Source organism: Bacillus sp. FJAT-22090, assembly GCF_001278755.1.
Taxonomy (GTDB): Bacteria; Bacillota; Bacilli; order Bacillales_A; family Planococcaceae; genus Psychrobacillus.
The window spans coordinates 65,424-92,381 of sequence record NZ_CP012601.1 but is presented as its reverse complement, the minus strand read 5'-3'; the positions used below and the strand labels follow the sequence as shown (position 1 = coordinate 92,381).

24 protein-coding genes are annotated in these 26,958 nt (G+C 36.0%); 4 read left to right on the top strand and 20 right to left on the bottom strand.

Annotation, left to right across the window (positions count from 1 at the left end):
• Positions 1–76: 76 nt before the first annotated feature.
• The 7 genes from AM499_RS00540 to AM499_RS00505 all read right to left on the bottom strand — a co-directional run bounded on the left by AM499_RS00540 (position 77) and on the right by AM499_RS00505 (position 7,114).
• Positions 77–766, bottom strand: coding sequence for a hypothetical protein (locus AM499_RS00540; protein WP_053588375.1), 690 nt, complete (start codon positions 764–766; stop codon positions 77–79).
• A gap of 244 nt (positions 767–1,010) precedes the next feature.
• Complete coding sequence (locus tag AM499_RS00535; protein WP_053588374.1) at positions 1,011–2,144, bottom strand: bifunctional cystathionine gamma-lyase/homocysteine desulfhydrase; 1,134 nt, start codon at positions 2,142–2,144, stop codon at positions 1,011–1,013.
• 3 nt (positions 2,145–2,147) lie between these two features.
• Positions 2,148–3,080 carry a cysteine synthase A gene (cysK, locus tag AM499_RS00530; RefSeq protein ID WP_053588373.1) on the bottom strand — a complete coding sequence of 311 codons (933 nt, stop codon included), beginning with the start codon at positions 3,078–3,080 and terminating at the stop codon, positions 2,148–2,150.
• Positions 3,080–3,550, bottom strand: a complete 471-nt coding sequence (locus AM499_RS00525) for an S-ribosylhomocysteine lyase (protein WP_053588372.1) — start codon at positions 3,548–3,550, stop codon at positions 3,080–3,082. Before AM499_RS00525 ends, cysK begins: the two co-directional genes overlap by 1 nt.
• Before the next feature lie 13 nt (positions 3,551–3,563).
• Positions 3,564–4,202, bottom strand: a complete 639-nt coding sequence (locus tag AM499_RS00520) for a class I SAM-dependent DNA methyltransferase (protein ID WP_053588371.1) — start codon at positions 4,200–4,202, stop codon at positions 3,564–3,566.
• Positions 4,203–4,340: 138 nt separating this feature from the next.
• Positions 4,341–6,185 (bottom strand): SLC13 family permease, encoded by a 1,845-nt coding sequence (locus AM499_RS00515; RefSeq protein ID WP_053592045.1) that lies wholly within the window; start codon positions 6,183–6,185, stop codon positions 4,341–4,343.
• A 431-nt stretch (positions 6,186–6,616) separates the two neighbouring features.
• Positions 6,617–7,114, bottom strand: a complete 498-nt coding sequence (locus AM499_RS00505; RefSeq protein WP_082355138.1) for a GNAT family N-acetyltransferase — start codon at positions 7,112–7,114, stop codon at positions 6,617–6,619.
• Between the two features lie 160 nt (positions 7,115–7,274).
• Here AM499_RS00505 and AM499_RS00500 point away from each other — a divergent pair, with 160 nt between their 5' ends.
• Positions 7,275–8,276, top strand: a complete 1,002-nt coding sequence (locus tag AM499_RS00500) for a S66 family peptidase (RefSeq protein ID WP_053588369.1) — start codon at positions 7,275–7,277, stop codon at positions 8,274–8,276.
• Entirely contained in the window at positions 8,264–8,824 is a 561-nt protein-coding gene (locus AM499_RS00495; RefSeq protein WP_053588368.1) for an HAD-IIIA family hydrolase, read from the top strand. Before AM499_RS00500 ends, AM499_RS00495 begins: the two co-directional genes overlap by 13 nt.
• A gap of 34 nt (positions 8,825–8,858) precedes the next feature.
• On the opposite strand, the gene AM499_RS00490 is transcribed toward AM499_RS00495, so the two are convergent.
• Genes AM499_RS00490 through AM499_RS00475 form a run of 4 tightly spaced genes read right to left on the bottom strand, consistent with a single transcriptional unit; the run spans position 8,859 to position 11,631 of the window.
• Entirely contained in the window at positions 8,859–9,614 is a 756-nt protein-coding gene (locus AM499_RS00490; RefSeq protein ID WP_053588367.1) for an NUDIX hydrolase, read from the bottom strand.
• A gap of 1 nt (position 9,615) precedes the next feature.
• Positions 9,616–10,371: an ABC transporter permease gene (locus tag AM499_RS00485; RefSeq protein WP_053588366.1), complete on the bottom strand. Its 756-nt coding sequence runs from the start codon at positions 10,369–10,371 to the stop codon at positions 9,616–9,618.
• Positions 10,368–11,102, bottom strand: a complete 735-nt coding sequence (locus AM499_RS00480) for an ABC transporter ATP-binding protein (RefSeq protein WP_053588365.1) — start codon at positions 11,100–11,102, stop codon at positions 10,368–10,370. Before AM499_RS00480 ends, AM499_RS00485 begins: the two co-directional genes overlap by 4 nt.
• Complete coding sequence (locus AM499_RS00475) at positions 11,086–11,631, bottom strand: GNAT family N-acetyltransferase (protein WP_053588364.1); 546 nt, start codon at positions 11,629–11,631, stop codon at positions 11,086–11,088. Before AM499_RS00475 ends, AM499_RS00480 begins: the two co-directional genes overlap by 17 nt.
• Positions 11,632–11,756: 125 nt before the next feature.
• Here AM499_RS00475 and AM499_RS00470 point away from each other — a divergent pair, with 125 nt between their 5' ends.
• Complete coding sequence (locus AM499_RS00470) at positions 11,757–13,112, top strand: amino acid permease (RefSeq protein ID WP_156316723.1); 1,356 nt, start codon at positions 11,757–11,759, stop codon at positions 13,110–13,112.
• 235 nt (positions 13,113–13,347) lie between these two features.
• On the opposite strand, the gene AM499_RS00465 is transcribed toward AM499_RS00470, so the two are convergent.
• The 7 genes from AM499_RS00465 to AM499_RS00435 all read right to left on the bottom strand — a co-directional run bounded on the left by AM499_RS00465 (position 13,348) and on the right by AM499_RS00435 (position 23,121).
• Complete coding sequence (locus AM499_RS00465; protein ID WP_053588362.1) at positions 13,348–15,324, bottom strand: S9 family peptidase; 1,977 nt, start codon at positions 15,322–15,324, stop codon at positions 13,348–13,350.
• A 112-nt stretch (positions 15,325–15,436) separates the two neighbouring features.
• Complete coding sequence (locus tag AM499_RS00460) at positions 15,437–16,987, bottom strand: fatty acid--CoA ligase family protein (protein ID WP_053588361.1); 1,551 nt, start codon at positions 16,985–16,987, stop codon at positions 15,437–15,439.
• A 141-nt stretch (positions 16,988–17,128) separates the two neighbouring features.
• Positions 17,129–19,066 (bottom strand): FtsX-like permease family protein, encoded by a 1,938-nt coding sequence (locus tag AM499_RS00455; protein WP_053588360.1) that lies wholly within the window; start codon positions 19,064–19,066, stop codon positions 17,129–17,131.
• Positions 19,038–19,811, bottom strand: a complete 774-nt coding sequence (locus tag AM499_RS00450) for an ABC transporter ATP-binding protein (RefSeq protein WP_053588359.1) — start codon at positions 19,809–19,811, stop codon at positions 19,038–19,040. Before AM499_RS00450 ends, AM499_RS00455 begins: the two co-directional genes overlap by 29 nt.
• Positions 19,771–20,817, bottom strand: coding sequence for a sensor histidine kinase (locus tag AM499_RS00445; RefSeq protein WP_053588358.1), 1,047 nt, complete (start codon positions 20,815–20,817; stop codon positions 19,771–19,773). The genes AM499_RS00450 and AM499_RS00445 overlap by 41 nt, the downstream gene beginning before the upstream one ends.
• A gap of 1 nt (position 20,818) precedes the next feature.
• Positions 20,819–21,559 (bottom strand): response regulator transcription factor, encoded by a 741-nt coding sequence (locus tag AM499_RS00440; RefSeq protein ID WP_172794408.1) that lies wholly within the window; start codon positions 21,557–21,559, stop codon positions 20,819–20,821.
• Positions 21,560–22,128: 569 nt separating this feature from the next.
• Positions 22,129–23,121 (bottom strand): lipoate--protein ligase, encoded by a 993-nt coding sequence (locus AM499_RS00435; RefSeq protein WP_053588356.1) that lies wholly within the window; start codon positions 23,119–23,121, stop codon positions 22,129–22,131.
• A 122-nt stretch (positions 23,122–23,243) separates the two neighbouring features.
• Here AM499_RS00435 and yhfH point away from each other — a divergent pair, with 122 nt between their 5' ends.
• Entirely contained in the window at positions 23,244–23,369 is a 126-nt protein-coding gene (gene yhfH, locus AM499_RS21115) for a protein YhfH (protein WP_082355136.1), read from the top strand.
• Between the two features lie 705 nt (positions 23,370–24,074).
• On the opposite strand, the gene AM499_RS00430 is transcribed toward yhfH, so the two are convergent.
• Together AM499_RS00430 and AM499_RS00425 are read right to left on the bottom strand one after the other, a co-directional pair.
• Positions 24,075–26,264, bottom strand: coding sequence for a YhgE/Pip domain-containing protein (locus tag AM499_RS00430; RefSeq protein ID WP_053588355.1), 2,190 nt, complete (start codon positions 26,262–26,264; stop codon positions 24,075–24,077).
• 66 nt (positions 26,265–26,330) lie between these two features.
• A complete protein-coding gene (locus AM499_RS00425; protein ID WP_053588354.1) occupies positions 26,331–26,900 on the bottom strand; it encodes a TetR/AcrR family transcriptional regulator in 570 nt (189 codons plus the stop codon).
• Between the last annotated feature and the right edge of the window lie 58 nt (positions 26,901–26,958).

Genomic DNA, 26,958 nt, shown 5'->3' with positions numbered 1-26,958 from the left:
CTAACTATAATTTATTCTCTAAAATAGTATTTTTTCCTTTTCTATTTCAATAAAAAGAGAGCACCTAAATCGGTACTCATTTAAAATAAAGCTCTATCTCATTGGAAACTATAGATGTATCCCAAGGATGCCAAAACCAAACATTGCCGTCAAAAAATAATGAATAGTAATATCCAATTTCTTCCTCACCATAAAGAACTATATGATAGGTTGCTGGATCACCGTGAGTTGTGTTTGGTGAAAATGAGGCACTTACTGTACCTTCATTTAGAATAGATAATAAATCATTTATTTCTGTCTCATTTTTTAAAGTATTAATGAGTATTGTATTACCATCGTATAATTCAATTTTATTGATGGTTTCTAAATTTATATCTTTGTAATGATAATTAAAATTACTATCCTCTGAACGTGAATAATAAATCCTGTAACCATTTATACTATTTTTATCCTGAATAGCGATAAGGTCCTCTCTGTCTATCACACTAAATATTTCAGTTCCCTTATTCCAAAATGCAGCATCTCCATCTTTCGTACGATAACTAGGGTTCGAAACATTATCGGAAACTTTAAATTTTACTTCTCCTATTTTTTCCCCTATATTTTTTGGATCGGCAATAATTACACTATAAAGTGCTTCATATTCCTTGCCATTAATCTTTACAAAATCAACCCAGTCAATAATAGTATGCGAAAAAGGCTGTGAAATAGAATTACAAGATACCATAATAAGACTGCAGATAAGCAATATGCATATTTTTTTCATCTGATTCTCCTTGCCACCGTTTATCTATAAGTCGTTTTCAGAAATAAATTAGTTACAATACGATGCTAAAATTTATGTTTTTCCAACTTGAACTCTCTATATTCCAACTAAATTGTTGTTTTTTCCAACTAACCCTCTAAATTTTCCAACTAAGTTGTTGTTTTTTCCAACTAAACCTCTTTATCTATCTCTTTCAAGCAACAAAAAAGGCACACCACTATTAAGTGGTGTACCAATTTAATCATTAAGCTAATGCTTGTGTTAAATCTTCTAACAAGTCTTCTACATCTTCAATCCCTACAGAAATTCTAACGAGGCCGTCCGTAATGCCTAATTCTTGACGTCGTTCAGATGGAATCGATGCATGGGTCATTCTTGCTGGGACAGAAATCAGGCTTTCTACTGCTCCTAAACTTTCTGCTAATGTAAAGTAACGAAGCTTCGCTAATAACTCATCTGCTTTTTCTCCACTACCCACATCAAAAGAAATCATCCCTCCGAAGCCAGTTGTTTGCTTCTTCATCAGTTCGTGTCCAGTATGGTTCACTAAACCAGGATAATATACCTTTTTAACACCACCGTGATTATTTAAAAACTCTGCAATTCGCTGAGCATTCAAGTGATGTTCTTCCATCCGAAGACCAAGCGTTTTAATACCACGCATTAATAACCAGGAGTCTTGTGGTCCTAGTACTGCCCCTACTGAATTTTGTACAAAGTGCAAATCAGTAGCAAGCTGCTCAGAATTTACTACAACTAGCCCAGCTACAACATCACTATGTCCACCAATATATTTCGTTGCACTATGCACAACAATGTCTGCACCAAGCTCAATTGGTTGTTGGAAATAAGGTGTCATAAATGTGTTATCCACAATAGTCAGCAATCCTTTATCCTTTGCAAGCTTAGCAATTGCTTCAATATCTGTAATTTTCAATAAAGGATTAGTTGGTGTTTCTAGGAAAATAGCTTTTGTATTTTCTAAAATTGCTGCTTCCACTTTGGATATATCACTTGTATCTACAAAAGTTGCCTCGATCCCGAAACGGTTCAATACTTTAGAAATGACACGGTATGTACCACCGTATACATCATCTGTTAAAATAACGTGATCACCTTTACTGAAAAGCATCATAACAGAGCTTGTAGCAGCCATACCAGAAGCAAAAGCGAATCCGGCAACGCCACTCTCTAAATCACTGATTAAGACCTCTAGAGCATGTCGAGTAGGGTTACCTGTACGTGAATATTCATACCCTTTAAATTTTCCAACTGCCTCTTGTTTGTAGGTACTCACTTGGTAAATTGGTGTGGACACTGCTCCAGTTGCTTCGTCCCCAACAATTCCAGCATGAATAAGCTTCGTTTTTGCGCGCATCTATTATTTCTCCTCCTTGAACAATTCGTATACTCTCTGACTTAAATAGCGTTCACTAGAATCAGGAAAAATCGTGACAATATGACTTCCTTGCTTCGCAACTTCTGCTTCCTTAAGTGCAGCATAAAAAGCTGCTCCTGAAGAGCTCCCTACTAAAAGTCCCTCTTCTTTGGACAACGCCTGCAATTGGTTAAATGCATTTTGGTCACTAATTGTGTATATTGCATCAAAAAACGAACGGTCCATAAAGTTCGGTAAAAATTCCATTCCGATCCCTTCGGTCAAATGGGTTCCTGCTTCTCCACCGTTTAATATGGAACCCTCCGGCTCCACAATTACTGTTTTAATGTCAGCTTTTTGCGACTTTAAAAAATTTGATGTTCCCATAAACGTTCCACCTGAACCTGCACCAGCGACAAATACATCAATTTGACCATCTAAATCACGCCATATTTCAGGACCAAGTGTTTTTGTATACGTAGCAGGATTAGCTGGGTTTGAAAATTGAGATGGTGAAAAAGCATTCGGAATCTTATTTACTAATTCGCTTGCTTTATCAATAGCACCTTTCATTCCAAGCGCAGTATCTGTATTTATAATCTCTGCACCAAGCGCACGCATCAGTGTTTGTTTTTCAACACTAAATTTTTCAGGGACAACAAAGATAACTTTGTACCCTTTTCCTACTGCAGCAAGTGCAATTCCAATTCCCGTATTTCCTGCAGTTGGCTCAATAATAGTTCCCCCTGACAAAAGTTTTCCTGATTGCTCCGCATCTTCAATCAACGAAACACCGAGACGATCCTTTACACTTCCTCCTGGATTTAAATATTCAAGCTTTGCAAAAATCCGGCAATTATTTGGAATAGGAATATGTTTTATTTCTACAACCGGTGTATTGCCTATCAATTCATGAACACTACTAAATACTTTCATTACGCTTCCTCATTATAAATTTGTCGCCATTCATCTTTTTTAGCAAGCATTTCAGAAGCAATTTCTTTTGCCCCTTCTAAACTATGGCTTGCTGCCCAACCACATTGAACTTCATTACATGCTGGGACTTCAGTCTCTTCCAATACATCCTTCAACGTCTTTTCAATAATTTCTAAAATTTCATCATAGTTATCATGATTAATAACAGATAAATAAAACCCAGTTTGACATCCCATTGGACTAATATCTACTACTTGTTCTGTATGATTTCGGATATTTTCTGCCATTAAATGCTCTAAGGAATGCAATCCTGGCATCTTCATATGTTCTTTATTTGGTTGTTTAAAACGAATATCGTATTTTAAAATTTCATCACCATGAACTCCCGTTTTAGTACCTGCTAAACGTACAAATGGTGCTGCTACTTTTGTGTGATCTAAATTAAAACTTTCTACATTCATTTTTTTCATATGAACTAGCTCCTTATCTTTTAGTCGCATCCATCAACCAAACATAATCATTCATTTTTGTGAAACTAACTTGAAATCCAGCTTCTTCAAACAATTTTGTTAGTATTGGAATCGTAGTATAATATTCTCGTTCTAAATCGTCTGCCACATTATTAAAACCACGGTTTCTTTCCTTTTCAATTTGGTCTTGTTTAGCTTCTTCAGTAATAAAAACAGTATCAGCAAAAACAATCTTTCCCTCTTTTGAAAGAAGCTCTGCATATTTCTTTAAAGCTACTCCCTTTTCCTCATCCGTTAAATGATGAAATACATACGTGCTGACAATTGCATCTATACGTTCACTTTCACTATTAAATTGAAGTAAATCTCCATCTATGACCTTAATAGAGGGAAATCGTTTTGCAGTTAATTCTCGCATCTTCGTATTAGGTTCGATACCAATAACCGAAATTCCTTCCTCTATTAGCTTTGCTGTTAAATTACCAGTACCGGTTCCAAATTCGATCACTGTCCCAGAAACACGATTTGCAACTTCTCTTAAAATAGTTTCATATCCTTCAAATACATCACGATATTCTGGATCTTCACCAGAAACCGAAGCGTCATAAGAGTGTGCCCATCCATCAAAGATATCGACAAATTCTCTTCCCATCATCTAGCCCCTTTATAAAATATATTATTCCTAGTTGATTACTTTGCTTTAGGCCTAACATTTATAGTTATATCATATTGAGTAAAAATGTCAAATAAAAAAGAGCCTCCCTTAAAACGAAAGACCCTTCATTATTTATCACAACGGGAAGAAAATTGGAATGACAATCATCATTACAATAAACATAACAATTTGTAGAGGAATACCAGCTTTCACAAAGTTCATAAACTTATATCCCCCTGCTGTCATTACTAAAGCATTTGTCGGAGATGCAACCGGTGTCGCAAAAGCCATGCTGGAAGAAACTGCAATTGCGATTAAGAACGTATATGGATTTGCTTCCATCGTAATAGCTGCACTCATTGCAATCGGCGCAAATAAAACGGCCGTTGCGGTGTTACTAATAAATTGACCAAATAACATCGTAATAAAATAAATACCTGCCAAAACTCCCATTGCTCCAAATCCACCTAGAAGATCGATAATTCCTTTGGAAAGTATAACCATTCCACCTGTTTTTTCAAGAGCTGTTGCCATTGGAAGCATAGCTGCAATCAAAACAATACTTTCCCAGTTCATTTTTCCATATGCATCATCCATATTTCGAAGACAACCTGTAATAATCATGAGTACTGCACCAATCAATACAGAAATAACAGCTGGAAAAACTTCTAAAATCATTAATATGATCATGAACAACATAATCGCCCCTGCAATTGGTGCTTTACCACTTGCAGCAGCCGTACTAGCATGTTCTTTCGGTTGTCCAACAACTACAACATCCTGCATCGCTCTTGAGAGTAATTCAATTTCTTCCCATGCTCCTTGTACTAAAAGAGCATCTCCGAAACGAAGGCGAACGCCCGCCATATTACTTAGTACATACTCTCCTTTTCGATTAATACCTAAAATATTTAAATTATATTTTTCACGGAAGCCAATGCTGCCTACAGTCTCATTTATTAAACTAGAATGAGGAGTTAAGAGCACCTCAGCAATTCCTAATTGTTTTGTTACAAGTACATCTGCTTCAGATTCCTCTGCATCAATTATTAACAAATAATCTTCGGCGAGTTTCTCTATGCTATCAAAAGTGCCTTGAATATATAAAATATCCTTTGCCTGTATTATGCTCGTCGGTCCAGCCATTTCTTGATATGTAATAGGTAATATATGAATACCTTCCGTCGATTTACGATCAATTTTCAAAATAACTAGATGATACTTAGCCGGAAGCTTTAATTGTGCAAGTTGCTTCCCTATCATTGGTGAATCATCAGGTACTTTAAGGCGATGCAAATTACCACCGAGTTCATAATCAATCGCCAATTGCTTTGGTGAAAGCTTATGCTCATCTTTTATCGCTTTTTTATTTTTACCATTTGGAAGTACAATATTTCGTGCAACGACGAAATATAGAATCCCAACTATAATAGCAATAATGCCTACAGGAGTAATTTCAAAGAATCCTAGCTTCTCATAGCCATTGTCAACAAGTACTTGACTAATAAGCAAATTAGCAGGTGTCGCAATAAGAGTTAACAGACCAGACAAGCTACTAATATAAGAAAGTGGAATTAAATACTTGGAAGGACTGCTATTAATACTAATTGCAATACTAATAACAATCGGAAGCATTAAAGCAACCGTTCCTGTATTACTCATGAACGCCCCAACGCTACCTGTAATGATTAGTAATAATACGAATAACTTTTTTTCACTTTTCCCCGACAATCTTAGTAGCAAGTTTCCAGCTGTATGCGCAAGACCTGTACTTAGCAGCCCTGCCCCAACTACAAACAATCCAGCAATCATAATAACAACCGAATTAGAAAAACCGGCAAGGGCTTCTGTTGGTTCCAAAACGCCGGTTATGACAAATGCTAATAATGCCAGCAGTGCTACTAAATCTGCACGTACTCGATTACTAATAAATAAAACGATACTAATCGCTAAAATACTAAAAGTTATAACAAGCTGCATCTTATTCGGATTCCTTTCCATTAGAAAATCTACCTTAATTATATAAGAAGCCGTTAAAATGTCTTGCATCTATGCTTAACTATTATAATCGCATAATATTCGGAAATGTGAGATAATAAATACCTACTACGGAGGTGGATAGATGACATTTTGGAAAGCATTTTTTTCTTACATCCTTACTATGATAATTGCAGATAATACAATTTTTAAAATGAATTTTTTTCAGTATAAATTAATGGACAATTTCAGTATGCTCACCATACTTCGTTTTTTAGTAGAAGTAACTAGTTTTAGTTTGATTTACTTAAGTATTTATTATTTAGTTTCAAACTTCAGCACTTGGAAAATGCGCATAAAATATGAATTAGCACATAAAAAGAAGTAACCCCTCCGCTGTAATTAGACATGCGGTACAGTTACTTCTTTTTTTATTATTTTTCTACCTTATATATTGAATTTATAACATCCCAATTAAGTGGTCTTGCCATACTGTTTTCAGTTCGCTCTAAAGGCTTAAAACCAAATTGTGCATACAAGGAATGAGCATCTCTAGTTCCTAAGTGAAAATTAGTTCCTTTTAATTTTGGATTCTCCGTGATAACGGTCATCAACCATTTACTTAGACCCTTTCCTCTAAATTCAGGAAGTATGAACACATCCGCCAGCCAAGAATATCTAACAAGGTCAGATAGAACACGGGCAAAACCTATTTGCTTTGGTGTCCCCTTAGTAGGATCTCCATCGTAAATACCATAACAAATAGTTGAATTTTCGATAGATGCTATAACCAAAGCTTTTGAGGTACCTTCAAGCCAATAAGATTCTTTACTAAGAAAATTATAGATGACTTCCACATCCAACAAACTTTTATCTGTACTCATGTAAAATCCATCTTTGCTTAACAACTCTGCTTGTTCTTTTATCAACATTTTCTATCCCCCAACTTTTTTCTATAATACTCTTCATCATAAATAAAATCTTTCAGAATATTATATTTTCACTTTATCTTAATTAAGCTATAATTGTAAATACTTACCTCTTTGCATTTTTCTAAACTATTACATAAATTAATCGAGGAGAATATATTTTATGACACTATTAAATCGACTAAAGCAAGGAGATAAGATTGGGATATATTCACCGTCTTCTCCTATCACTTATTCATCCCCTAAGAGATATAAAAGAGCAAAGTCTTTTTTAGAATCCAAAGGGTTACAGATAGTTGAAGGAAATCTAACTGGCAAGCGTGATTATTATCGTTCTGGAAGTATACTGGAACGGGCAAATGAATTGAATGAACTCATTCGTGACCCAGACGTCAAATGTATTATGTCAACAATTGGTGGAACTAATTCGAATGCAATTTTGCCTTATATCGACTATAAAGCATTTAAGAAGGATCCTAAAATAATGATTGGCTATTCCGATGCAACTGCTATTTTGTTAGGAATTTATGCACAAACTGGGATTCCAACTTTTTACGGTCCAGCTTTGGTCCCTTCTTTTGGAGAATTTGAGCCTTTTGTGCACTATACATTCGATTATTTCAATGAAATATTAATCGAACAACAGCAAACTCCATTTACTATTCCAACTCCTCCTTATTGGACAGATGAGCCACTTAATTGGGAGGAGAAAACAGAAGAAAAAGAAAACAGAAGCAATGAGTGGGTTTGCTTAAATGGAGGTTCTGCCCAAGGAAGATTAATTGGTGGTAATTTAAATGCTATGTATGGTTTTTGGGGAAGCCCCTATATGCCTAAGATTAAAGAAGGAGATATTCTCTTAATAGAAGACACGATGAAAACAGCTTCCGTTGTGGAAAAGAATTTTAACCTGTTAAAACTGAACGGTGTATTTGATCGTGTAGGTGGAATCATTTTAGGAAAACACGAGCTGTTTGATAATCAAGGAACGGGAAGAACACCATCTGATATCTTACTAGAAACAATTGGACAACCGTCCATCCCTATTCTTACTGAATTTGATTGTTGCCATACTCATCCCATGCTCACGATGCCCATTGGAAGAAATATAAAATTAGATGCAACTAATAAAAAAGTAACCATTATCGAACAATGGATCAAATAAAAAACATAGAAGCAATATTCATTGATAGAGATGGAACAATTGGTGGCACAGGTCATTTTATTCATCCTAAGAATTTTATGCCTTATGAATTCAGTACAGATGCATTTAAATTACTAAAAGAGCATGGCACTCGAATGTTTGCATTCACAAATCAACATAGAATTAGCAGAAAAGAAGCATCAATCACAGAGTTTCAAGAGGAGTTTCTTTCATTCGGCTTCCATGATGCATTTATTTGTCCACATAGTGAAGAAAATGCTTGTATGTGTCATAAACCTAAACCTGGTATGTTAATAGAAGCCGCTAGGAAACATAATTTAGAGCTAAAAAATTGTGTCGTAATCGGGGATGTTGGATCAACAGATATGCTAGCTGCTCATGCTGTTGGTGCGTTGAAAATATTAGTCCTAACTGGTTGGGGAAAAAGCTCCTTACATCAACATCGAGAGATCTGGAAAGATGTAGAACCAGATCATATTGCACAAAATTTGTTGGAAGCGGTCAAATGGCTGCTAAAAATCCCACAAAAAACCCCAGTGAGAAATTAATCTCTCTGGGGTTTTTGCGGGTTCTCCTGATAATCTAATCTTCGATGTACTTTAACAAAATAGGCCCTAAATAATCTTCCTTTAAAGATGGATCGTTCTGAATAAAGGACTGCACGCTCTCTTTATTTAATTTGATAAATAGAAACTCATCAAACTCTGGTTGCTCGCCTTTTTCTAGAAGACTTTCATTGTGATGTTGAAATAAGGCTTGAAGCTCCTTCATAGAATAATCCACTTTCAACTCGAACATAATAGCCCAAAAATCATATGTCCCCTTATTCTTAATAAACTTAGGTTTGAATGATTTGGAAAATGGAGAATCAACACTTAATCCCATTTCTTCTTCTAACTCTTTTGCTATACTTCTCTCCAAATTAAATACAAAGCCATCTAAGTCAGTCTCGTCCAGTCCTCCACCTGTAAATTGTAATCTTCCCGGAGTCGATGTATGTTGATTCATTCGCCCAAAAGCAATGTGATGATCATTCGTAATAACCGCCATACATGTAAAAATGACTCTACAAGGGTATGTACAATCTGCGTGATGAAGTGTATATAAAAAATGTTTGTAGTCTGTTTTTACAACTTTTATTTGAAGTTCATCACTAGTTTTATTTATATCAGTAATAGTGAATACTTCTCCATTCCGAAACTGTTTGTTATTCTTTTTTAGCTGTTCCCAAAATAACTGATGTCGCTCTTGGATGCTTTTCGGTAGATGGAAAGGCGTCGGATCATATTTAACTGTTACTCGAGTAGGAGCTTGTTCAATGATTACTATCGGCTTCACTTTATTCTCTCCAATCCTTCAATTGCAAATCCTTTGTAAATAAATGTTTATAACAAAGCATACTTAACATCATACTCGTAATTGCAGAGGAGCTTGTAAAAACAAAGACTATCAATATCTGATATCGTACAGCCTCCACTGGGTCTGCACCTGCTATAATCATTCCTGTCATCATTCCAGGTAGCTGCACAAGCCCTACAGTTTTCATCGCATCAATTGTAGGAATCATACTAAATTTCACGGAACGTTTTAGTACTTCCTGTACAGCCTGTCGACTTGTGGCACCTAAGGAGAGAAGAGTTTCAATTTCACCTTTGGAGCTTTCTGTTTCTCGTTTTAATTGCGTTAAAAATAATCCACACGCAACCATAGCATTTCCAATTGTCATTCCACTAAGAGGAATAATGTACTGAGGGGTTGCTTCAATTATTTGCAATCCAAGTAATAGTCCCATCATTAAAACTTCCATCGTTGCTATGGAAATAATAATTCTCCAAAAGACCCCTGTCATACCTTTAGCACGTTTGGCAGCATTACTAGCTGCAACTATAATCATGATGCAAATAATTAATACAATAATGAGGATATTTTCTGATTGAAACACAAATTGCAGTACATAGCCTACTGCTAGAAGCTGAATAGCCGCGCGAATAGTACCAACTGCAATATCTTTTTCAAGATCGAGCTTTTGCCAAACGGATAGGAGCATGGTAATAACAACGAATAATAACGTGAAGCTGAGTGCAACAAAACTCATAACATCACCTGATCAGGAATTACTTGAGTATGATGACTTTCAAAAAAGTCTTCTGTACGAGAGTCAATTGCCAATCTACCATTCTCCATATACCAAACTCGGTCACTGATTTTCTTAGCTTGTTCAAGATCATGCGTTATCCAAATAAATGATGTTCCTTTTTCTTTATGTATGTGTTCCAAAAGCAGCTCTACGTATTCTTTACTTTGCTGATCAAGTGAGGCAGTGATTTCATCCAATAGAAGGACAGGTGGATTTAATAATAATGTTCTCACCAAGGCTACCCTTTGTTTCTCTCCACCAGATAAATCCTTTGCTTTTTTGTTCCACATTAAATGCTCAAGTCCTATATCCTTCATGTATTTTTTTGCTAGCCCTTCATCAAATGGAATATTATGCAACTTGCTAACAGTTTTCAAATTATCCTCGATTGTTCCTAGGAGCATGATTGATTGCTGAGCAACATATGCTATATTCATACGCCATTGTCGTGTATCCAGTTCTTTTGCTGAATCACCTTTAAAATAAATTTCACCTTTATCAAGTGTTTCAAATAAAGCAAGTGTCCGTAGTAGTGTACTTTTCCCTTCTCCTGATTTACCTAGTAAAGCAATACGCTCCGCCTTTTGAAGAACTACGGTAATATTCTCAAATAAATGAAGGCGGCACTTTGCCTCTTTCATGTCCCAATAATTTTTAGTTATATTTTTAATTTCAAGCAAAGCTGTCATACTCTTTTTCCCATTCATCTCTTAATATTCCCATTCTAATAGAATCATAGTAAACTCCATTATAAAAACGGCATTTACGAAGACGTGCTTCCATTGTCATTCCTAGCTTCTCTCCAACTTTAATCATCCGCTCGTTGCCCGACCAAGTCGTATAGCCCACGCGCACGAGGGGTAATTCACGAAATAAATGGGTGGTCCACAGTCGCAAAGCTTCTGTACCGATACCACCATTCCAGTAGATAGGGTCATAGATAACAATTCCCATTTCAAGCCAAAGAGATTCTTCATGCTCCCAATAGTAGCATAAAGATCCTACTAGTAAATCATCTACATAGATTCCCCAAAAGTCTTCCTGATTTATATAATGATGTTTTTTCTCTAAAAACTGTTCAAAAGTTTTCGGTTCATATGGAAAGTAAGGAGCATCCCACTTTTTCCATTCTGGCGCCTCTTCTTTCGCACATAGTTCCCATAATTTAGATAATTCATTCTCAACTATAGGTCGAATAGTCACCTGTTTCAATTTCATCACCTCATCCAATACATATACATAATTTTACCACATTTCAAATAATATAGACTGTTCTCTCTCAATGCTTTATTATGGTTAGTGTTATATAACATAAGTAATCTATTCAAAGGAGTGACATACCATTGGGTGACAATCAGAAATTACAACGTGGATTAGAACAACGTCATATCACCTTAATGTCGTTAGGTGCAGCAATTGGAGTAGGATTATTTTTAGGTTCGGCTACTGCTATCAAATTGGCAGGACCAGCAATTCTTATTTCATACATAGTTGGTGGAATCGCTATCTTAATAATTATGCGTGCCCTCGGTGAGATGGCAGTGCATAATCCGGTTGCAGGCTCTTTTAGTAGGTATGCAAAGGATTATTTAGGACCGCTTGCCGGTTATATTACCGGATGGAATTATTGGTTTTTATGGGTTGTAACATGTATGGCAGAGATTACTGCTGTTGGGGTTTATATGCAAATGTGGTATCCGGACACACCAAGCTGGATTTGGGCATTAGCAGCACTCGTTATCATGACGATGGTAAATTTAATCACTGTAAAAGCTTATGGTGAATTTGAGTTTTGGTTCGCCCTTATAAAAATTGTGGCAATCCTTGCTATGATTTTTGTGGGACTAGGTGTGATTATTTTTGGAATTGGTAATGGTGGAGTTGCTGTTGGTATTAGTAACTTATGGTCGCATGGTGGATTTGCACCAAATGGAATCACTGGTATCTTTATGTCTCTACAAATGGTCATGTTTGCATACTTAGGTGTGGAGATGATTGGGGTTACTGCTGGAGAAGCAAAAAATCCGAAAACAGTCATTCCTCGAGCAATTGATACGGTTTTTTGGCGTATTTTATTGTTCTATGTAGGTGCTTTATTTGTCATTATGTCCATTTATCCATGGGATGAAATAGGCAGTAATGGAAGTCCATTTGTGTTAATGTTTGAACAAATCGGCATTGGACCGGCAGCAGGCATTATAAATTTCGTTGTATTAACTGCCGCACTTTCTAGTTGTAATAGCGGAATCTTTAGTACAGGACGCATGTTGTTTAACTTAGCAGAACAAAAGCAAGCATCAGCTTCATTTAAAAAGATTAGTAGGACTGGTGTTCCTTCTAAGGCAATCGTATTCTCCGCAACCTTACTATTAGTAGGTGTCATACTGAACTATCTTGTGCCTGAGAAAGTGTTTATTTGGGTCACAAGTATTTCAACATTCGGAGCTGTTTGGACATGGGGAATTATTTTGTTGTCCCAATTAAAATTCCGTAAAACCCTTTCTAAAGGAGAGGTTTCAAGATTAACGTATAAAGCAATATTCTTTCCTTTTGGTTCTTATATAGCGCTTGCATTTTTAGTGTTAGTGCTCGGACTGATGGCATACTTCCCAGATACACGTATCGCATTAATCGTAGGGCCTATATGGATTATAGGATTGGTGTTTATGTATTTTAAAAATGGATTTGATAAGAGATAACTTGAATGATAATTTAATTAATCGTTTCTATCTATAATGGTCAAATTTCAGTCAGGGTATAAATATGGATTATCCGACTCTGAGTGGTTTTTATCCATATCTATGTGATTATTATCCGATTTACAGTAGTTATTATCCGATTATTAGTGTTCATTATCCGATTCTGAGTAGTTAGTATCCGATTATCAAAAAGCCCTTCATTTCTACACAGGAAATGAAGGGCTTTTATCTATTCTTATATATATTTATTGAACCATCCTGTAATTTGTTCCAATCGAGTCAATCTTAAATTAGGCAAGCCAACTCTGGATAGATTATGATCCGCTTTTGGGAAGCGGACAAAGCTTGTTTCTTTTCCCATTGCCTTTAGTGTTATATACAATTGCTGCCCTTGTTCAATAGGACAACGGTAGTCATTCTCACTGTGCAATATAAGTAATGGAGTTTCCACGTTAGCAGCATATTTCAATGGAGATGCATCCCATAGCTTATCGATATCTGTCATATCAGCACCAATTTGCCATGGAGTAAAGTAATAACCGATATCTGATACCCCAAAAAAGCTTACCCAGTTCGAAATGGAACGTTGAGTAACAGCAGCTTTAAAGCGATTCGTATGTCCTACTATCCAATTCGTCATAAATCCACCATAGCTTCCTCCAGTAACGCCAAGTCGTGAATCATCTATCCAGTCATTTTCCTTTAATACATAATCAAGTCCCGCCATGATATCCTCATAGTCTCCTCCACCATAGTCACCACGAACTGCGTCTACGAAGTTTTGACTATAACTATGACTTCCGCGAGGATTTACATATAACACTCCATATCCTTCTGCTGCTAACAACTGCAGCTCGTGAAAGAATGTGTTGCCATACATCGCATGAGGTCCACCATGTATTTCTACAATAAGTGGATACTTATTGCCTTCTTCATATCCTACCGGTTTCATCAACCATCCATGCACATCCCAATCTTTTGCTCCCTTAAAGACAATAGCCTCTGGTTCGACAAGTTCCACATCATTTAGATAATCCTTGTTAAATTGAGTAAGTACTTTTCTTTCACCAGTCGCCAAATTCTGCCTAAATAATTCCCCGGGAAATATTGGGTTGCTAACTGTAACTAGCGCAAACGTCCCTGTTGAATCCACATCATACCCATACACATGCTCATCTTCTCCTGTTGCAGGATACAATTCACCTTCTAATGATGCAAAATAAAGACGTATATCTCCCATTGTCGACACTTGGAAGTACAAGTGATTGTCATCTGTCCATACTACATCAGGTGCACTTGCCCCTTGTTGAAAGTCTGCAGCCGCATAGTCGCCAACTGGTGCATCAAAGCCTTCAGTTATTATTTGTCGTATGCCAGAATTTACTTCATATACATATACTTCTGCATGGGTTGCATTTTGGTAAGTACGAGGCATCCCAACAAATGCGAGATACTGATCATCCTTTGAAAATGCGGCACCTCCAAAATAACCATCCTCATTTATTATTTCTGTTTCTTCCTTCGTATCAATATCGACAAGATACATTGGTTGGGTAAATGAAAAATCTTGATTTTCCTCACGGTTCACACCTATAACAAGCTTCTTCCCATCATGAGAAACCGCCTGCAAATTATATTGATAGTTGCCTTCCGTGAATGGAGTAATTTCAGCAGTCTCTATGTCGATCGAGCCAATTTGTTTGTAAACATCTACTGGCAATAGTCCAGCACCATCTGCATGGTATTTCATTTTATCTACTACATACGCCTCTGGTAGCTTTTTTTCATCCTTTTCTGGTTCATCTGTCCATGATTTCCCTTCTTTTAAAGGGGCTGTAAACCAAATTTTCTTTCCACATGGTGACCATAGATAGCTAGAAATTCCTTTTTCCATAGTTGTAAGTTGCTTCGCTTCTCCTCCAGCAGAAGGTAGAATATAAATTTGATTCTTTTCTTCGCGATTAGATAAGAAAGCAATATACTTTCCGTCCCTAGACCACTTAGGGGAGGATACTCGTTCTTTCTTATGTGTCCACTGAGTAATTTCTTCTGTGTTTAAATTTAAATGATATAAATGAGCATAATATTTATTGTCCTTTTCATCCATTTGTGTCCGTATAAATACCGCTTCTTTCCCACTAGGTGATAGTACTGGACTTGTTATAGAATGAAGTTTAAATAAATCCTTTGCTTCTAACTTTCTTTTTGCCATCTCTATATCCCCACTTTCAATTTCTTACTTTCATTTATTTCGACACTCGAAATCATTTCCCTTCTTAATCATATAAAAAAACTGCACCTTATAAAAGGAGCAGTTAATTATTCTATTGAACAGTTTGTTCTTTTAATGAACGACGTAATATTTTTCCTGTCGTATTTTTTGGAAGTTCCTCTAAAAATTCAAACTTCTTAGGTATTTTGTACTTTGCAAGTTTTTCAGCACAATATTCATGTAGCTCCTCTTCAGTTAAAGACGTATCTTTTTTCACAACAAATGCTAATACCTCTTCCCCAAAGTTAAGGTCAGGAATACCAACTACAGCCGCTTCCACAATACCTGGATGTCCAAACAAAACTTCTTCCACTTCACGTGGGTAAACATTGTATCCTCCTACTATAATCATATCTTTCTTGCGATCGACTATGTAGAAGTAACCTTCCTCGTCTTGTCTTGCAAGGTCTCCTGTATACAACCAACCATTTCGAATAGCGTTTTCCGTTTCTTCAGGCATTTTATAATAGCCCTTCATGACGTTTGGACCTTTAACGATTAGTTCTCCTACTTCGCCTACAGGTACCTCTTCTCCAAGCTCGTTTACTACTTTATTCTCCACATTGACAATATTTGTTCCAATGGATCCTGGCTTACGTTCACGGTCAATCGGATTGAAGCATGTTACTGGGGAGGCCTCCGATAATCCGTAGCCTTCTGAAATACGCACGTTAAATTTTTCCTCGAAGTTATGTAGTAATGCAACTGGTAATGAAGAACCACCAGAAATTGCTAAACGAATCGTTGAAAAATCTTCTACATCTCCTTCTGGATATTGATACAAGAAATTGAACATTGTCGGAACTCCAGCAAAAATTGTTGCCTTATGCTCTTTGCCAATTTTAAATACATCTTGTGGACTAAATTTAGGAACTAATAATAATGTGGCTCCAACTAATAATGGAGCATTAACGACAACCGTAAGCGCAAATACATGGAATACAGGAAGAGTTGTAATGACACGGTCATCCGTATTAATACTTAAATACTCCGCTACATCTCGTGCATTAGAATAAATATTTTTATATGTAAGCATTGCCCCTTTTGGATGACCTGTTGTCCCTGAAGTATATAAAATTACAGCAGTATCCTCTTCTGAAACTTCTACAGGTATAACATCAGGTGTAGTAGACTTAATTAAAAATGAAAACGATTTCACTTTTGCTTTTAAAGAATCCGGTAATGTAGCTAGTTTCTCTACTGTATCCGCTTGAGTCTCACAAATAACATAATTTTCAACAGAAGTAAAAATACCTGCTGCTCTTTCAACTAAAGGGAGTAATGCATCTAATGCAATAATTGCTTTAGCATCACTATTTTTGACAATATAACTGATTTCATCAGGCGTATAAATAGGATTGATTGGTACCGCAGTTGCCCCTAACCGCATCGTAGCATAAAGAGAAATGAGAAAATGTGGTGAGTTTCCAAGTAAAAAACCAACATGATCTCCTTTTTCAATTCCTAGTGAGCGGAGTGCAGTAGCAAATCGTTCTATCGAATGTTCAAATTCCGCATAAGTCGTATCAGACCCCATAAAATGATACGCAATTTTTTCAGGATGCTGTGTAGCAATTTGTTGAACACGTGAAACTAAACTCATATTCTCGTCCCCCTCATTAATTTGAATGAATATTCATTCATTATCCCTTTATTTATTATATAAAAAAAGTTTTGATAATTCAATAAAAATTAAAGAACAAAGAATACAAAAAAAGCATCATAGTAGCATGATGCTTTTTGGTCAATACGCTTGAATATGGGCTATATATCTCCATCGAATTAAGTAAAAATAAGCTACTTGAATCACAGTGAATGCGATTAAAACGAAAAGCATTTCTTTCGCGATAGAAACTGCTGCTAAATCTACCCAAACTGCCTGTAGGTAAATAAACGAAAATGTACTATGCACCATGGCAAGTCCCCAAGGTAAAAAGAATTGTGGAATCAATTGTCTATTAACGATTTTTACTAGTTCATGATCGGTTACACCCATTCTTCGAAGGACATCATATTGTTTCTTATCTCTCTCTAAATCGGTATACAATTTAAAATACACAAAGCTTCCTGCTGCAAGTAACAATACTGCTGCTACAAGTAATCCCGTAAATAGTAACAATGAAAATGTTGCACGTATGATGGAATAATTTAAACCTGGATTAACAAAATAAAATGGATTTGGATTTACCTTTGAAGTACCCATTGACTCCACCATTATTCTATCAATATCTGCTCCTACTTCCTTTGTTCTTAGCCATTCTGGAACATGAAAGGCATAAAAGGTTGTCCTAGATTCTTTCAGTCCATAGCCAGACAGAGGCTCTGTCACTAACTGAAAATCTTCATCGCTAATAATTATTGTTCGCTGATTGATTGCTAATGAAGGGAATATATAATGTTCGAATTCCCCTATTATATGAATAGGTACACTGCTCTCTTCTAACACAGTTTGTTCCTCTTGGGGGCTAAGATTTCCTATGTCCTCCTGAGTGTTTGGTACTAATATCGCTTCCCCTTGAGTCAAATCAACTAAAGGTATTTTTAATGAAAGCGCCAAGCTATTTACTTCTGATTCTTTTATCACATTTACTACTTCTTGTGAACTGGAAGAAGTTTGCTCTTTCACATTAAATTTCACAAGCTCATACGATAAGCTTTCTCTTTGAAGCTCTTGGGATAGCTTCATAATATGTTCTTTCTCAAAAGGATTATCCCAATCACTGGAGTAAAAAATACTAATCGGATTTAATTCACGATATTGTGCAGTAAAGGAAGTAAAAGATGTAACAACTCCCACTGACAAAAAAGCGATAGTTGATACGATTGTTACGACAAAAAACATACGTGCATTTTCTCGGATTTTAATCGATCCATCCGCAAAAACAATTAAATGAAAAGGACGCCAGTAAAAGGATTTTCTTTTGCGAATTTGGTTTATTATATACAACATACTATCAGTGAAAAACAAGTAAGTACCAACAATCGCAAGGATAATGATGACAAACGTAATCCAAAAGGTCATCTTAAAGAGAGAAAGTAGAACTAGACTATAGGCAGTAAGCAGCAAAACTAAACCCAAAATTGCTTTCCACTTTGCATACGCTACTTGCTCATCAGCTTTCCAATATCCTTTAAGCAATTGAATAATTTCTTTTTTACGAATGAAAACAACACCGCTGATCGAAATAATGATAAATAAGGATAAAAAAACAACGATTGTTAGTGTAAATGGCTTCCAAGATAAATAAAGAGGTAGACTATCTAAAAGAAACAATTCTCGAATAACCATAAAGAAAAATTTCGAGAAGGCAAAACCCCAAAAAATCCCCACCGTAATAGATATAGCTCCTAGAATCATTGTTTCTAAGAAAACCAAACGATTTAATTGTGATTTTTCCATACCTAAATTTAATAATAGCCCGAACTCTTTAGATCTAGCCTGTAGGAAGGCACTCATCGAATAAAACAAAAAGAACAATGTAAAAATAATGAGGATAATTTCTGCAATAAGCATTCCACCAAATGCAATATCTCTTAAGAATTTATCCTCAATATTCGGATGAAACATCAACATGGAATAAATAAAAAACACCATTACGGAGAAAATACTTGCCATAAAAAAGGCAGCATACACACGACTATTTCGAATTACATTATGATAAGCGAATTGTTGAAAGGTCATTTACATTTCCACCCAATAAAGACAAAATATTTAATATGCGTTGGAAAAATGTTTGTCTTCGGTCATCTTTATATATTTCGTTAAAATATTCTCCGTCTTTTATAAATAGAACACGATCACAATAACTTGCTGCTATTGGATCATGTGTTACCATGATAATCGTTGTTTTACTTTTTTTATTTACTTGTGTGAGTATTTCAAGTACATCCTTTGCTGATTTTGAATCTAAATTTCCAGTCGGTTCATCTGCTAGGATGATGCCAGGTTCATGTATAAGAGCACGTCCAATAGCAGTCCTCTGAGCTTGTCCTCCGGAAATTTCGGTAGGTCTTTTTTCTAGTATCCCTGATAAATCTAAGTGCTTCGCAATATCCTCTACCCTCTGTTTCATCACTTCAACAGGTTGTCCGTCAAGTGTTAAAGGTAAAACCATATTTTCTTCCACTGTTAATGCTGGAAGCAAATTAAAGTCTTGAAATACAAAACCAAGCTGTCTTCTTCTAAATAGTGATAAATCATTCTTTGCAAGTTGAACAGGATCTGTTCCATCGATTAAAATGTTTCCTGAAGTTGGACGGTCGATTGTAGAGATAATATTCAGCAATGTAGTTTTCCCACTACCAGAAGGGCCCATTACGGCAAGGAATTCTCCTTTTTCCACTTCAAAACTCAATTGATTGATAGCAAGATGGGCTACCTTTCCTTCATATACTTTCGTCACTTCTTCCAGTAATAATATCGACATCATTCTCGCTCCGTTCTTCTTGTTCCTGCTGTTTAAACATGATAGAGACAGTCGTGCCTTCTCCTACTGTAGTAGATATTTTCATTTCATGCCCTAAACGATTGCAAATTTCTTGAGCCAAGTATAAGCCCATTCCAGTAGATTCGCCTGTTTTTCTCCCATTTTCTCCAGTAAAAAATGCTTTTGTCACCCTTTTTATATCTGAAGCCGGTATTCCAATCCCTTCATCTCTAACGGAGAATATAATCTTATAGTCTTTTTTGGTCGTTTCAAAATATACCTTCTTATTTTTCTCAAATGTATACTTCACTGCGTTCGTCAAAAACTGAGCAATAACAAAATGAATCCATTTTCTATCCGTCGTAATCATGCAATTTTCCTCAATTGAAATGACAGGAAACACATGATTACCAATGAATAAGCGTTTATTCTCTGTCACAACTTGCGTAACTAATTGTTTTAAATCTACTTGTTCGATTTGCATATCCTCTTCGAAAGTATCAAGCCTTGCATTCATTAAAACAGCCTCTAACCCTCTTTTTAGTCGATCTGTTTCTTCCGACACACTTAATGAATCTATCACTTCTTTTTCCTGTATCATAAGTTCTAAAACAGAAATAGGAGTTTTCATCTGATGAACCCAACTATTCATAAATTGCAAATGCCTATTTTGCCTTGCATATAATAGTTGCACTTCTTTTTGATACAATCGGTAAATATGCTGCAAATACAATTCCACCTGTTTAATCTCTGGGGATTGGGCTTCTTTTTGGAGTACAACCTCAATCTTTGTTGGTACAGAAAGAATCTTTTTATAAAAAGAATATTTTTTAACAAATAATGTCCCTAAAAAGGTGATCGTCAATATACTACTAATAACAATTGAATAGATTGCTGTATCTACGTTACGGAAGCCATCTAGCCAATATAAGAGCATAATAAATAATACTAATAAAAACTGAAAGATTAGAAAGATTAAATGTTCACGCATAAATAAACGAAACATCTTAAGATTCCTCCGGACTTACTATCAATCGATAGCCCGCTCCTCGAACCGTTTCAATTGTCGATGTTACCTTGTAATCAGCAAGCTTTTTCCGAACTCGAGTCATATTAACATTTAAGGTGTTTTCATCAACAAACGATTGGTCATCCCATAAATCCTCAAGCAATTTTTCTCTTGTTACAAGTTTTGGATAACTTCTCATAAGCAAATCTAATATCGTACATTCCTTCTTTTGCAAAGGTATTTCTTCAGAAGGAGTATGCAGTTCCATTCTTTCTAAAAATAGCTGCAACTTTCCTACTTTTACAATTCGCTCTTCCTGCTTCGCTGCATATTCACCATAAGTTCTTCTTAAATGACTACGTATTTTCGCAAGGACGATTTCATAATGAAAAGGTTTCGTTATAAAATCATCTCCTCCATTTTCAAGTGCAAACACCTGATCCATTTCCCCTGATCTTGCGGAAACAAAAATTATAGGGCAAGTTGTATATTGGCGAAGCTGTCGGCACCAATAATACCCATCATATGAAGGTAAATTTACGTCTAATAATATAAGATGAGGATCAAAAATTTGAAACTCCTCGATAATGTTGTCGAAATCTTGAATGGTATGTACCTCATAATGGTATTTACGTAAAGTATCTGCAAGTAATGCAGCGATTTTACGATCATCCTCTACTACTAAAACACGATGTTCCGTCACTTGAATCCTCCTCAACAAGCAATCTCCCTCTATCATATCATAAAGAAAAGCGACAGCGAGCTTGAAGACTAGACTGTAATTAAATTGTATAAATTCCAATTTAAAATGTATGCTCTGATAACTAAAAATGATGGTTTTTATCTAGTTGGCTATGTTAATTATTAACAGTATGTAAACGACAAGTTGTTCACATACTCGAATTTTACATTGGACCCGTTACTTTCCGTTCCAGGCGGACGCGTTCCGCCGGCATGGCTTCAGCCGCTTCCTTCGCTACGCTCAGTCCAGGGTCTTCAGCTCATACTATTCCGGCTGGAGTCGCCACCTTCCACTCCAATTAACTATTATCCGCTTTTCATTTAGTAAACCATCATTCCATTAATAATTTTTTTTATTAGTATTTATAGAAGTTCGTTGAAAAAGGAGACACTCTCGCGGGAATAGTTAGCAGCGCTGCGAGGAGGTTAGGGCAACGCCCGCGGAAAGCGAGCGGTAAGCTTCAGAAAACCTGTTCTATCAAAAAAGACTGTAAACAACTCGTTTATTTGAGTTTGTCTACAGTCTGAGCCTAACATAGGTAAATATATAAAACTTTTCAATAATTATTAATAGATGAGCTGTACTAATTCTTCTTTTGAAATACCGCCAAAGTACTTTGGAACGTCGATTGGTTCAAGTGCCTCTTCTATAGCTTGTTTACTATATAGTTTACCGACTAATAGTTTTTCTACTTCTTCCATATCACCGACACCAAAGAAATCACCATAGATTTTCACTTCTTCTATAATACCTTTATTTACTTCTAATCGAACGTCGACTCCTCCAGTTGGGAAACGGTGGGAGTGTTTTATATTAAATTTAGGTGATTTACCGTAATTCCAATCCCATTGTTGATAACGTTCTTCCGAAAGCTTATGAATGTTTTTCCAATCTTCTTCTGTAAGTTCCCAATATTGTACATTCTCTGCTCCACCAAAAATAGAGGCAAGAATTTCTGAGCGAAACTGTTCAATTGTCATCGGGTTTTCCATTAAATCAGAAATGTTTGTTACGCGGCTACGAATTGATTTAATTCCTTTAGACTCAATTTTTTCTTTACTCACCTTTAACGCTGATACAACTGCATCAATCTCTGTATCGAACATTAAAGTACCATGGCTGAACATTCTTCCACGCGTAGAATATTGTGCATTACCAGATATTTTTTTCCCTTCTGCCAAAATATCATTTCTTCCAGAAAGCTCAGCAGCCACACCCATTTTACCAAGTGCATCTATAACTGGTTGTGTAAATTTTTTAAAATTGCGGAAGCTTTCCCCGTCATCTTTTGTTAGAAAACTATAGTTTAGATTCCCTAGGTCATGATACACTGCACCGCCACCTGAAAGTCTGCGAACAGGTATAATTCCATTTTTCTCTACAAAGTCTGTATTAATTTCTTCCACTGTATTTTGATTTCTTCCAATGATAATGGAAGGCTGATTTATGTAAAACAGAAGAAAAGAATCCTTTTCAACATCCATTGTTTTTAAAGCATACTCTTCAATTGCAAGGTTAATTCGTGGGTCTGTTATTCCTTTGTTATCAATAAAATACATGATCATCTCTCCTTTAGACCTATTTTAACAAAAAACTACGGAATGTGTTGACAAATGATTCTGTGTTATATTACAATCAATTTAACTTAAACAGTTATATAACAGATGGAGGTGGAACAACTATGTTAGAAAACGTAATTGAATTTTTCCGTAACCTGCCTGAGAAAAAATGTGCTACATGCGGTGAAACAATTGAAGAGCAGCATGAGTGCTATGGTAATCAATGTGATAATTGTAATTCCATTTAATTTTTTTGAAATGCCAGCTAGATTATTCCCCATTCTAGCTGGTTTTTTTCGTGCAAAATGCCTATCCTTATAATGGATAGGCATTGTAGTTTGTAAACAAATAGAGGTTTGCTAATTGTCTAGTTAATTATTTTTAGTTTTAGTTATCATTTTCTATTAACTTAAGATTATTCTTTCTGAGTATGTAGAAAATAATAAGGTAGCATTTTATTAGTTTGGAGAAGCTCCGCTCGACTCCTGCGAAAATAAAGAGACAGACGTGATCCTGCAGGAGCGTGACGAGGTCACTGAATAATTTACGTTTTAAATGTAATTGTTTTTTGAGCATAAAGTACCTTATTTCTTTCATTTACTTTAATTTATCAAGAAAGGCTTTATTGTAAGCATACAATAGTTGATTTTCGTTTCATGCGGCGACTCGTGCCGGAATAGCATGAGCTGAAGCCCCTGGACTGAGCGTAGCGAAATTAATTTTTGCGACGAGCTTGCGCAGGAGCATTGTTTTTTGCGACGAGCTTTGCGCAGGAGCATTGTTTTTTGCGACGAGCTTTGCGCAGGAGCAAGGGAAGCGGCTGAAGCCATGCCGGCGGAAAGCGTCCGCCTGGAACGGAAATCAATGGGGTTCGGTCAAAAAGCGAGGGGTAAGCTTCAGATATTTATCATATATAAAAAATGCCTATCCTTATGTTGGATAGGCATTGATTATTATGCTTCAGCTGTTTGTTTGGAGTGTCGTTTTGAAAACAATAACATGAAATAACCAAATGTTAATGCCAAGCAAGCAACCATGAAACCAATTAACACACTATTATTAAACCAAATTTGACTAACATCGCCTGAAGAAATAGACGCTTTAAATGCTTGAACTGAATAAGTCATTGGTAATAATTTGTTGAAAAATTGTAATGGCTCAGGAAGTAACTCTAATGGGAATGTTCCAGCGCTAGTTGTTAACTGAAGAATTAACACAATTATCGCTAAAAATCTTCCCGGATCACTGAATACAGTCACGAACAATTGAATCATTGCTAAGAAAGTAAAGCTAGTGATGATTGCAGTTAAAATGAACATCCCTATGCTTTGAGTTTCTAGTTTTAATGCAAATAATGCAATTATAACAACAATAAGCGATTGGATAATTCCAACAGCGGCAAGAACGGTAACCTTACTTGTAAACCATTTCGCTCCACTAGAAGGCGTAATAGCAGGTTGTACGAATGGGAATACAATGGAGATTAGTAACGCACCAACAAATAAACCAAGTGATAAGAAATATGGTGTAAATCCTGTTCCATAGTTTGGAACTGCATTCACTTCTTCTGTTTTTACTTCAACAGGAGCGGCAACCATATTGAATGTATCATCTGTGGCACTTACGTCTCCCGCTTCTTTACTAGCGTCTTTAAGGCTAGATTGCAGTGTATTTGTACCATCGACCAAAGCTTTTGTTCCATCTGCTAGTTTTGTAGAACCAGCTGCTAGTTCACCAGATTTTTCTGCAAGTGTTCCGGTTCCAGTTTGTAGTTGTGTGGACCCAGCTGCTAATTGATTTAAGCCACTAACCAAACTATTTGAACCAGTATAAGCTTGTTGTATTCCGGATTGAAGCTCTTTCATTTTTGCTGCTAACGTACTTGTACCTGTGGATAGACTAGTTGAGCCTTCTACTAATGCAGAAGAAGAATCATTTAGTTTTGATATACCTTGTTGTGCCTGTGAATAACCAGCACTTAGTTGTTCAGCTCCATCATGCACTTTAGCTGTTCCACTCTCCAAAGCGGCTGTACCACTAGTTAATTTTTCTAACCCTGCTGATACAGTTGAACTACCAGTCTCCAGCTGTTTCAGTGATTCCTTTAATGCAGTTGACTGTTCTTCTGGTAATGCGGCACTTAGTTGTTCCAGTTGTTTGGATAATGCTTGTATCCCAGCTGTTACATTTGTCGACCCTTGTGCTAATTGGGTAGCACTATCATTTAAATTTGCAGAACTATTTTGTAGTTGGGCTAATGATGCTAACAAAGTTTTGTCTTTCTCACTTAATAATTGATAACTTTCATTTAGCTTTGCTACTCCTTCTGTGTACTGCTGAATACCTGTTTGTAATGACCCAGCTCCTGTTGCGGCTTGACTTGCCCCATCTGCAAGTTGTGTTGAGCCATCAGACAATTGAGAGAGACCAGTATTTAATTGGGTAGAACCTTCGGCAGCAGTTTGTATTCCTGAATTAACTGTAGTAGTTCCATCACGAAGCTCTATTGTACTGCTTGCAAGTTGCTCTAAATAACCTTTTAAATCACTTGCTCCATCGTTAAGTTCAGATGCACCGTCTTTTAATTGACCTGCTCCGTCTGATGCTTCAGCGAATCCATCACCAAGTTTGTTTATAGAAGAAAATAGTTGTTCCGCATAAGTAGTCGTAACTTCTTCATTCACTTGTGCACGAATTTGTTCCATTGCAGTGTTCCCAATTTGTGATGCTAAAAAGTTATATCCTTCATTCGCTTTATACGTAATAACCATTTTTTCTGGTTGTTCCTCTAATAATGTTGTTGCATGCTGTGAAAAATTACTTGGTATTTCAATTAGTAAATAATAATCTTGATCTAATAATCCTTGTTCTGCTTCCTTCTTGGAGACAGATTCAAAATTAAACTGTTCACTATCTATCAGTTTATCCGTTAATGTTTCTCCTAGAGCCAGTTTCGTCCCGTTATAATCTACCCCTTCATCGCTATTGATAATAGCAACTGGTAGATCGCTCAATTTTGCATAAGGATCCCAAAATGCCCATAAAAACATGCCCGCATACAAAACTGGTATAAATAACACCGCAATAATTGAAACCAATACTTTCCGGTTTTTAAAGATTGCTTTCCATTCTGCTTTTATCATATTTTTCCCTCCAAAACTAATTGACCATAATATTCATTCGGTCATTTTTCTTCAAAAAAAGGAGTCTCAAATTAAGAGACTACGAAAGATAGTATCTTGAATAATAGTTGAAATTTCATCTTCCGATAAAGATTGGTCATGAGTTATGTTCCAATCATTCACTAGAGCAAGATACGTTTTTAATAGTAAATATGCTACAAGTTCACTATTAACTTGTCGAATTTCTCCTCTTTCTATATATTTATCAATCTTTTCTTTCACAAACGAAACTATTGCTTGTTCCACTTGTTGGACTACTTGTTGAACGGTAGGTGTTCGTAATTCTTTTTCTTCATCTATTATTTTTACAAATAGCTGATGTGTTTCTCTAAACTCCAACATCTTCATCAACGCCGCGTGAGCATTTTTATGAAACGAACCATCCTCTTTAATCGCTTTCGTAGCCTCATGTTTCATTTCAGCTATCATTTGAAGGACAATTTCTTGAAAAAGGACTTCTTTGTTTTCGAAAAATGTATAAATAGTTCCTTTTCCAACGTTTGCAATTTTGGCGATTTGATCCATTGTTGTAGCTTTATAACCGAAAAGCGAAAAAGATTTCGTTGCTGCTGTTAGTATTTCCTGCTTCCGATCCATCGATTTCACCCCTAAAGAAAAAATGACTAGAAAACCAAATCGGTCATCTAGTCAATAT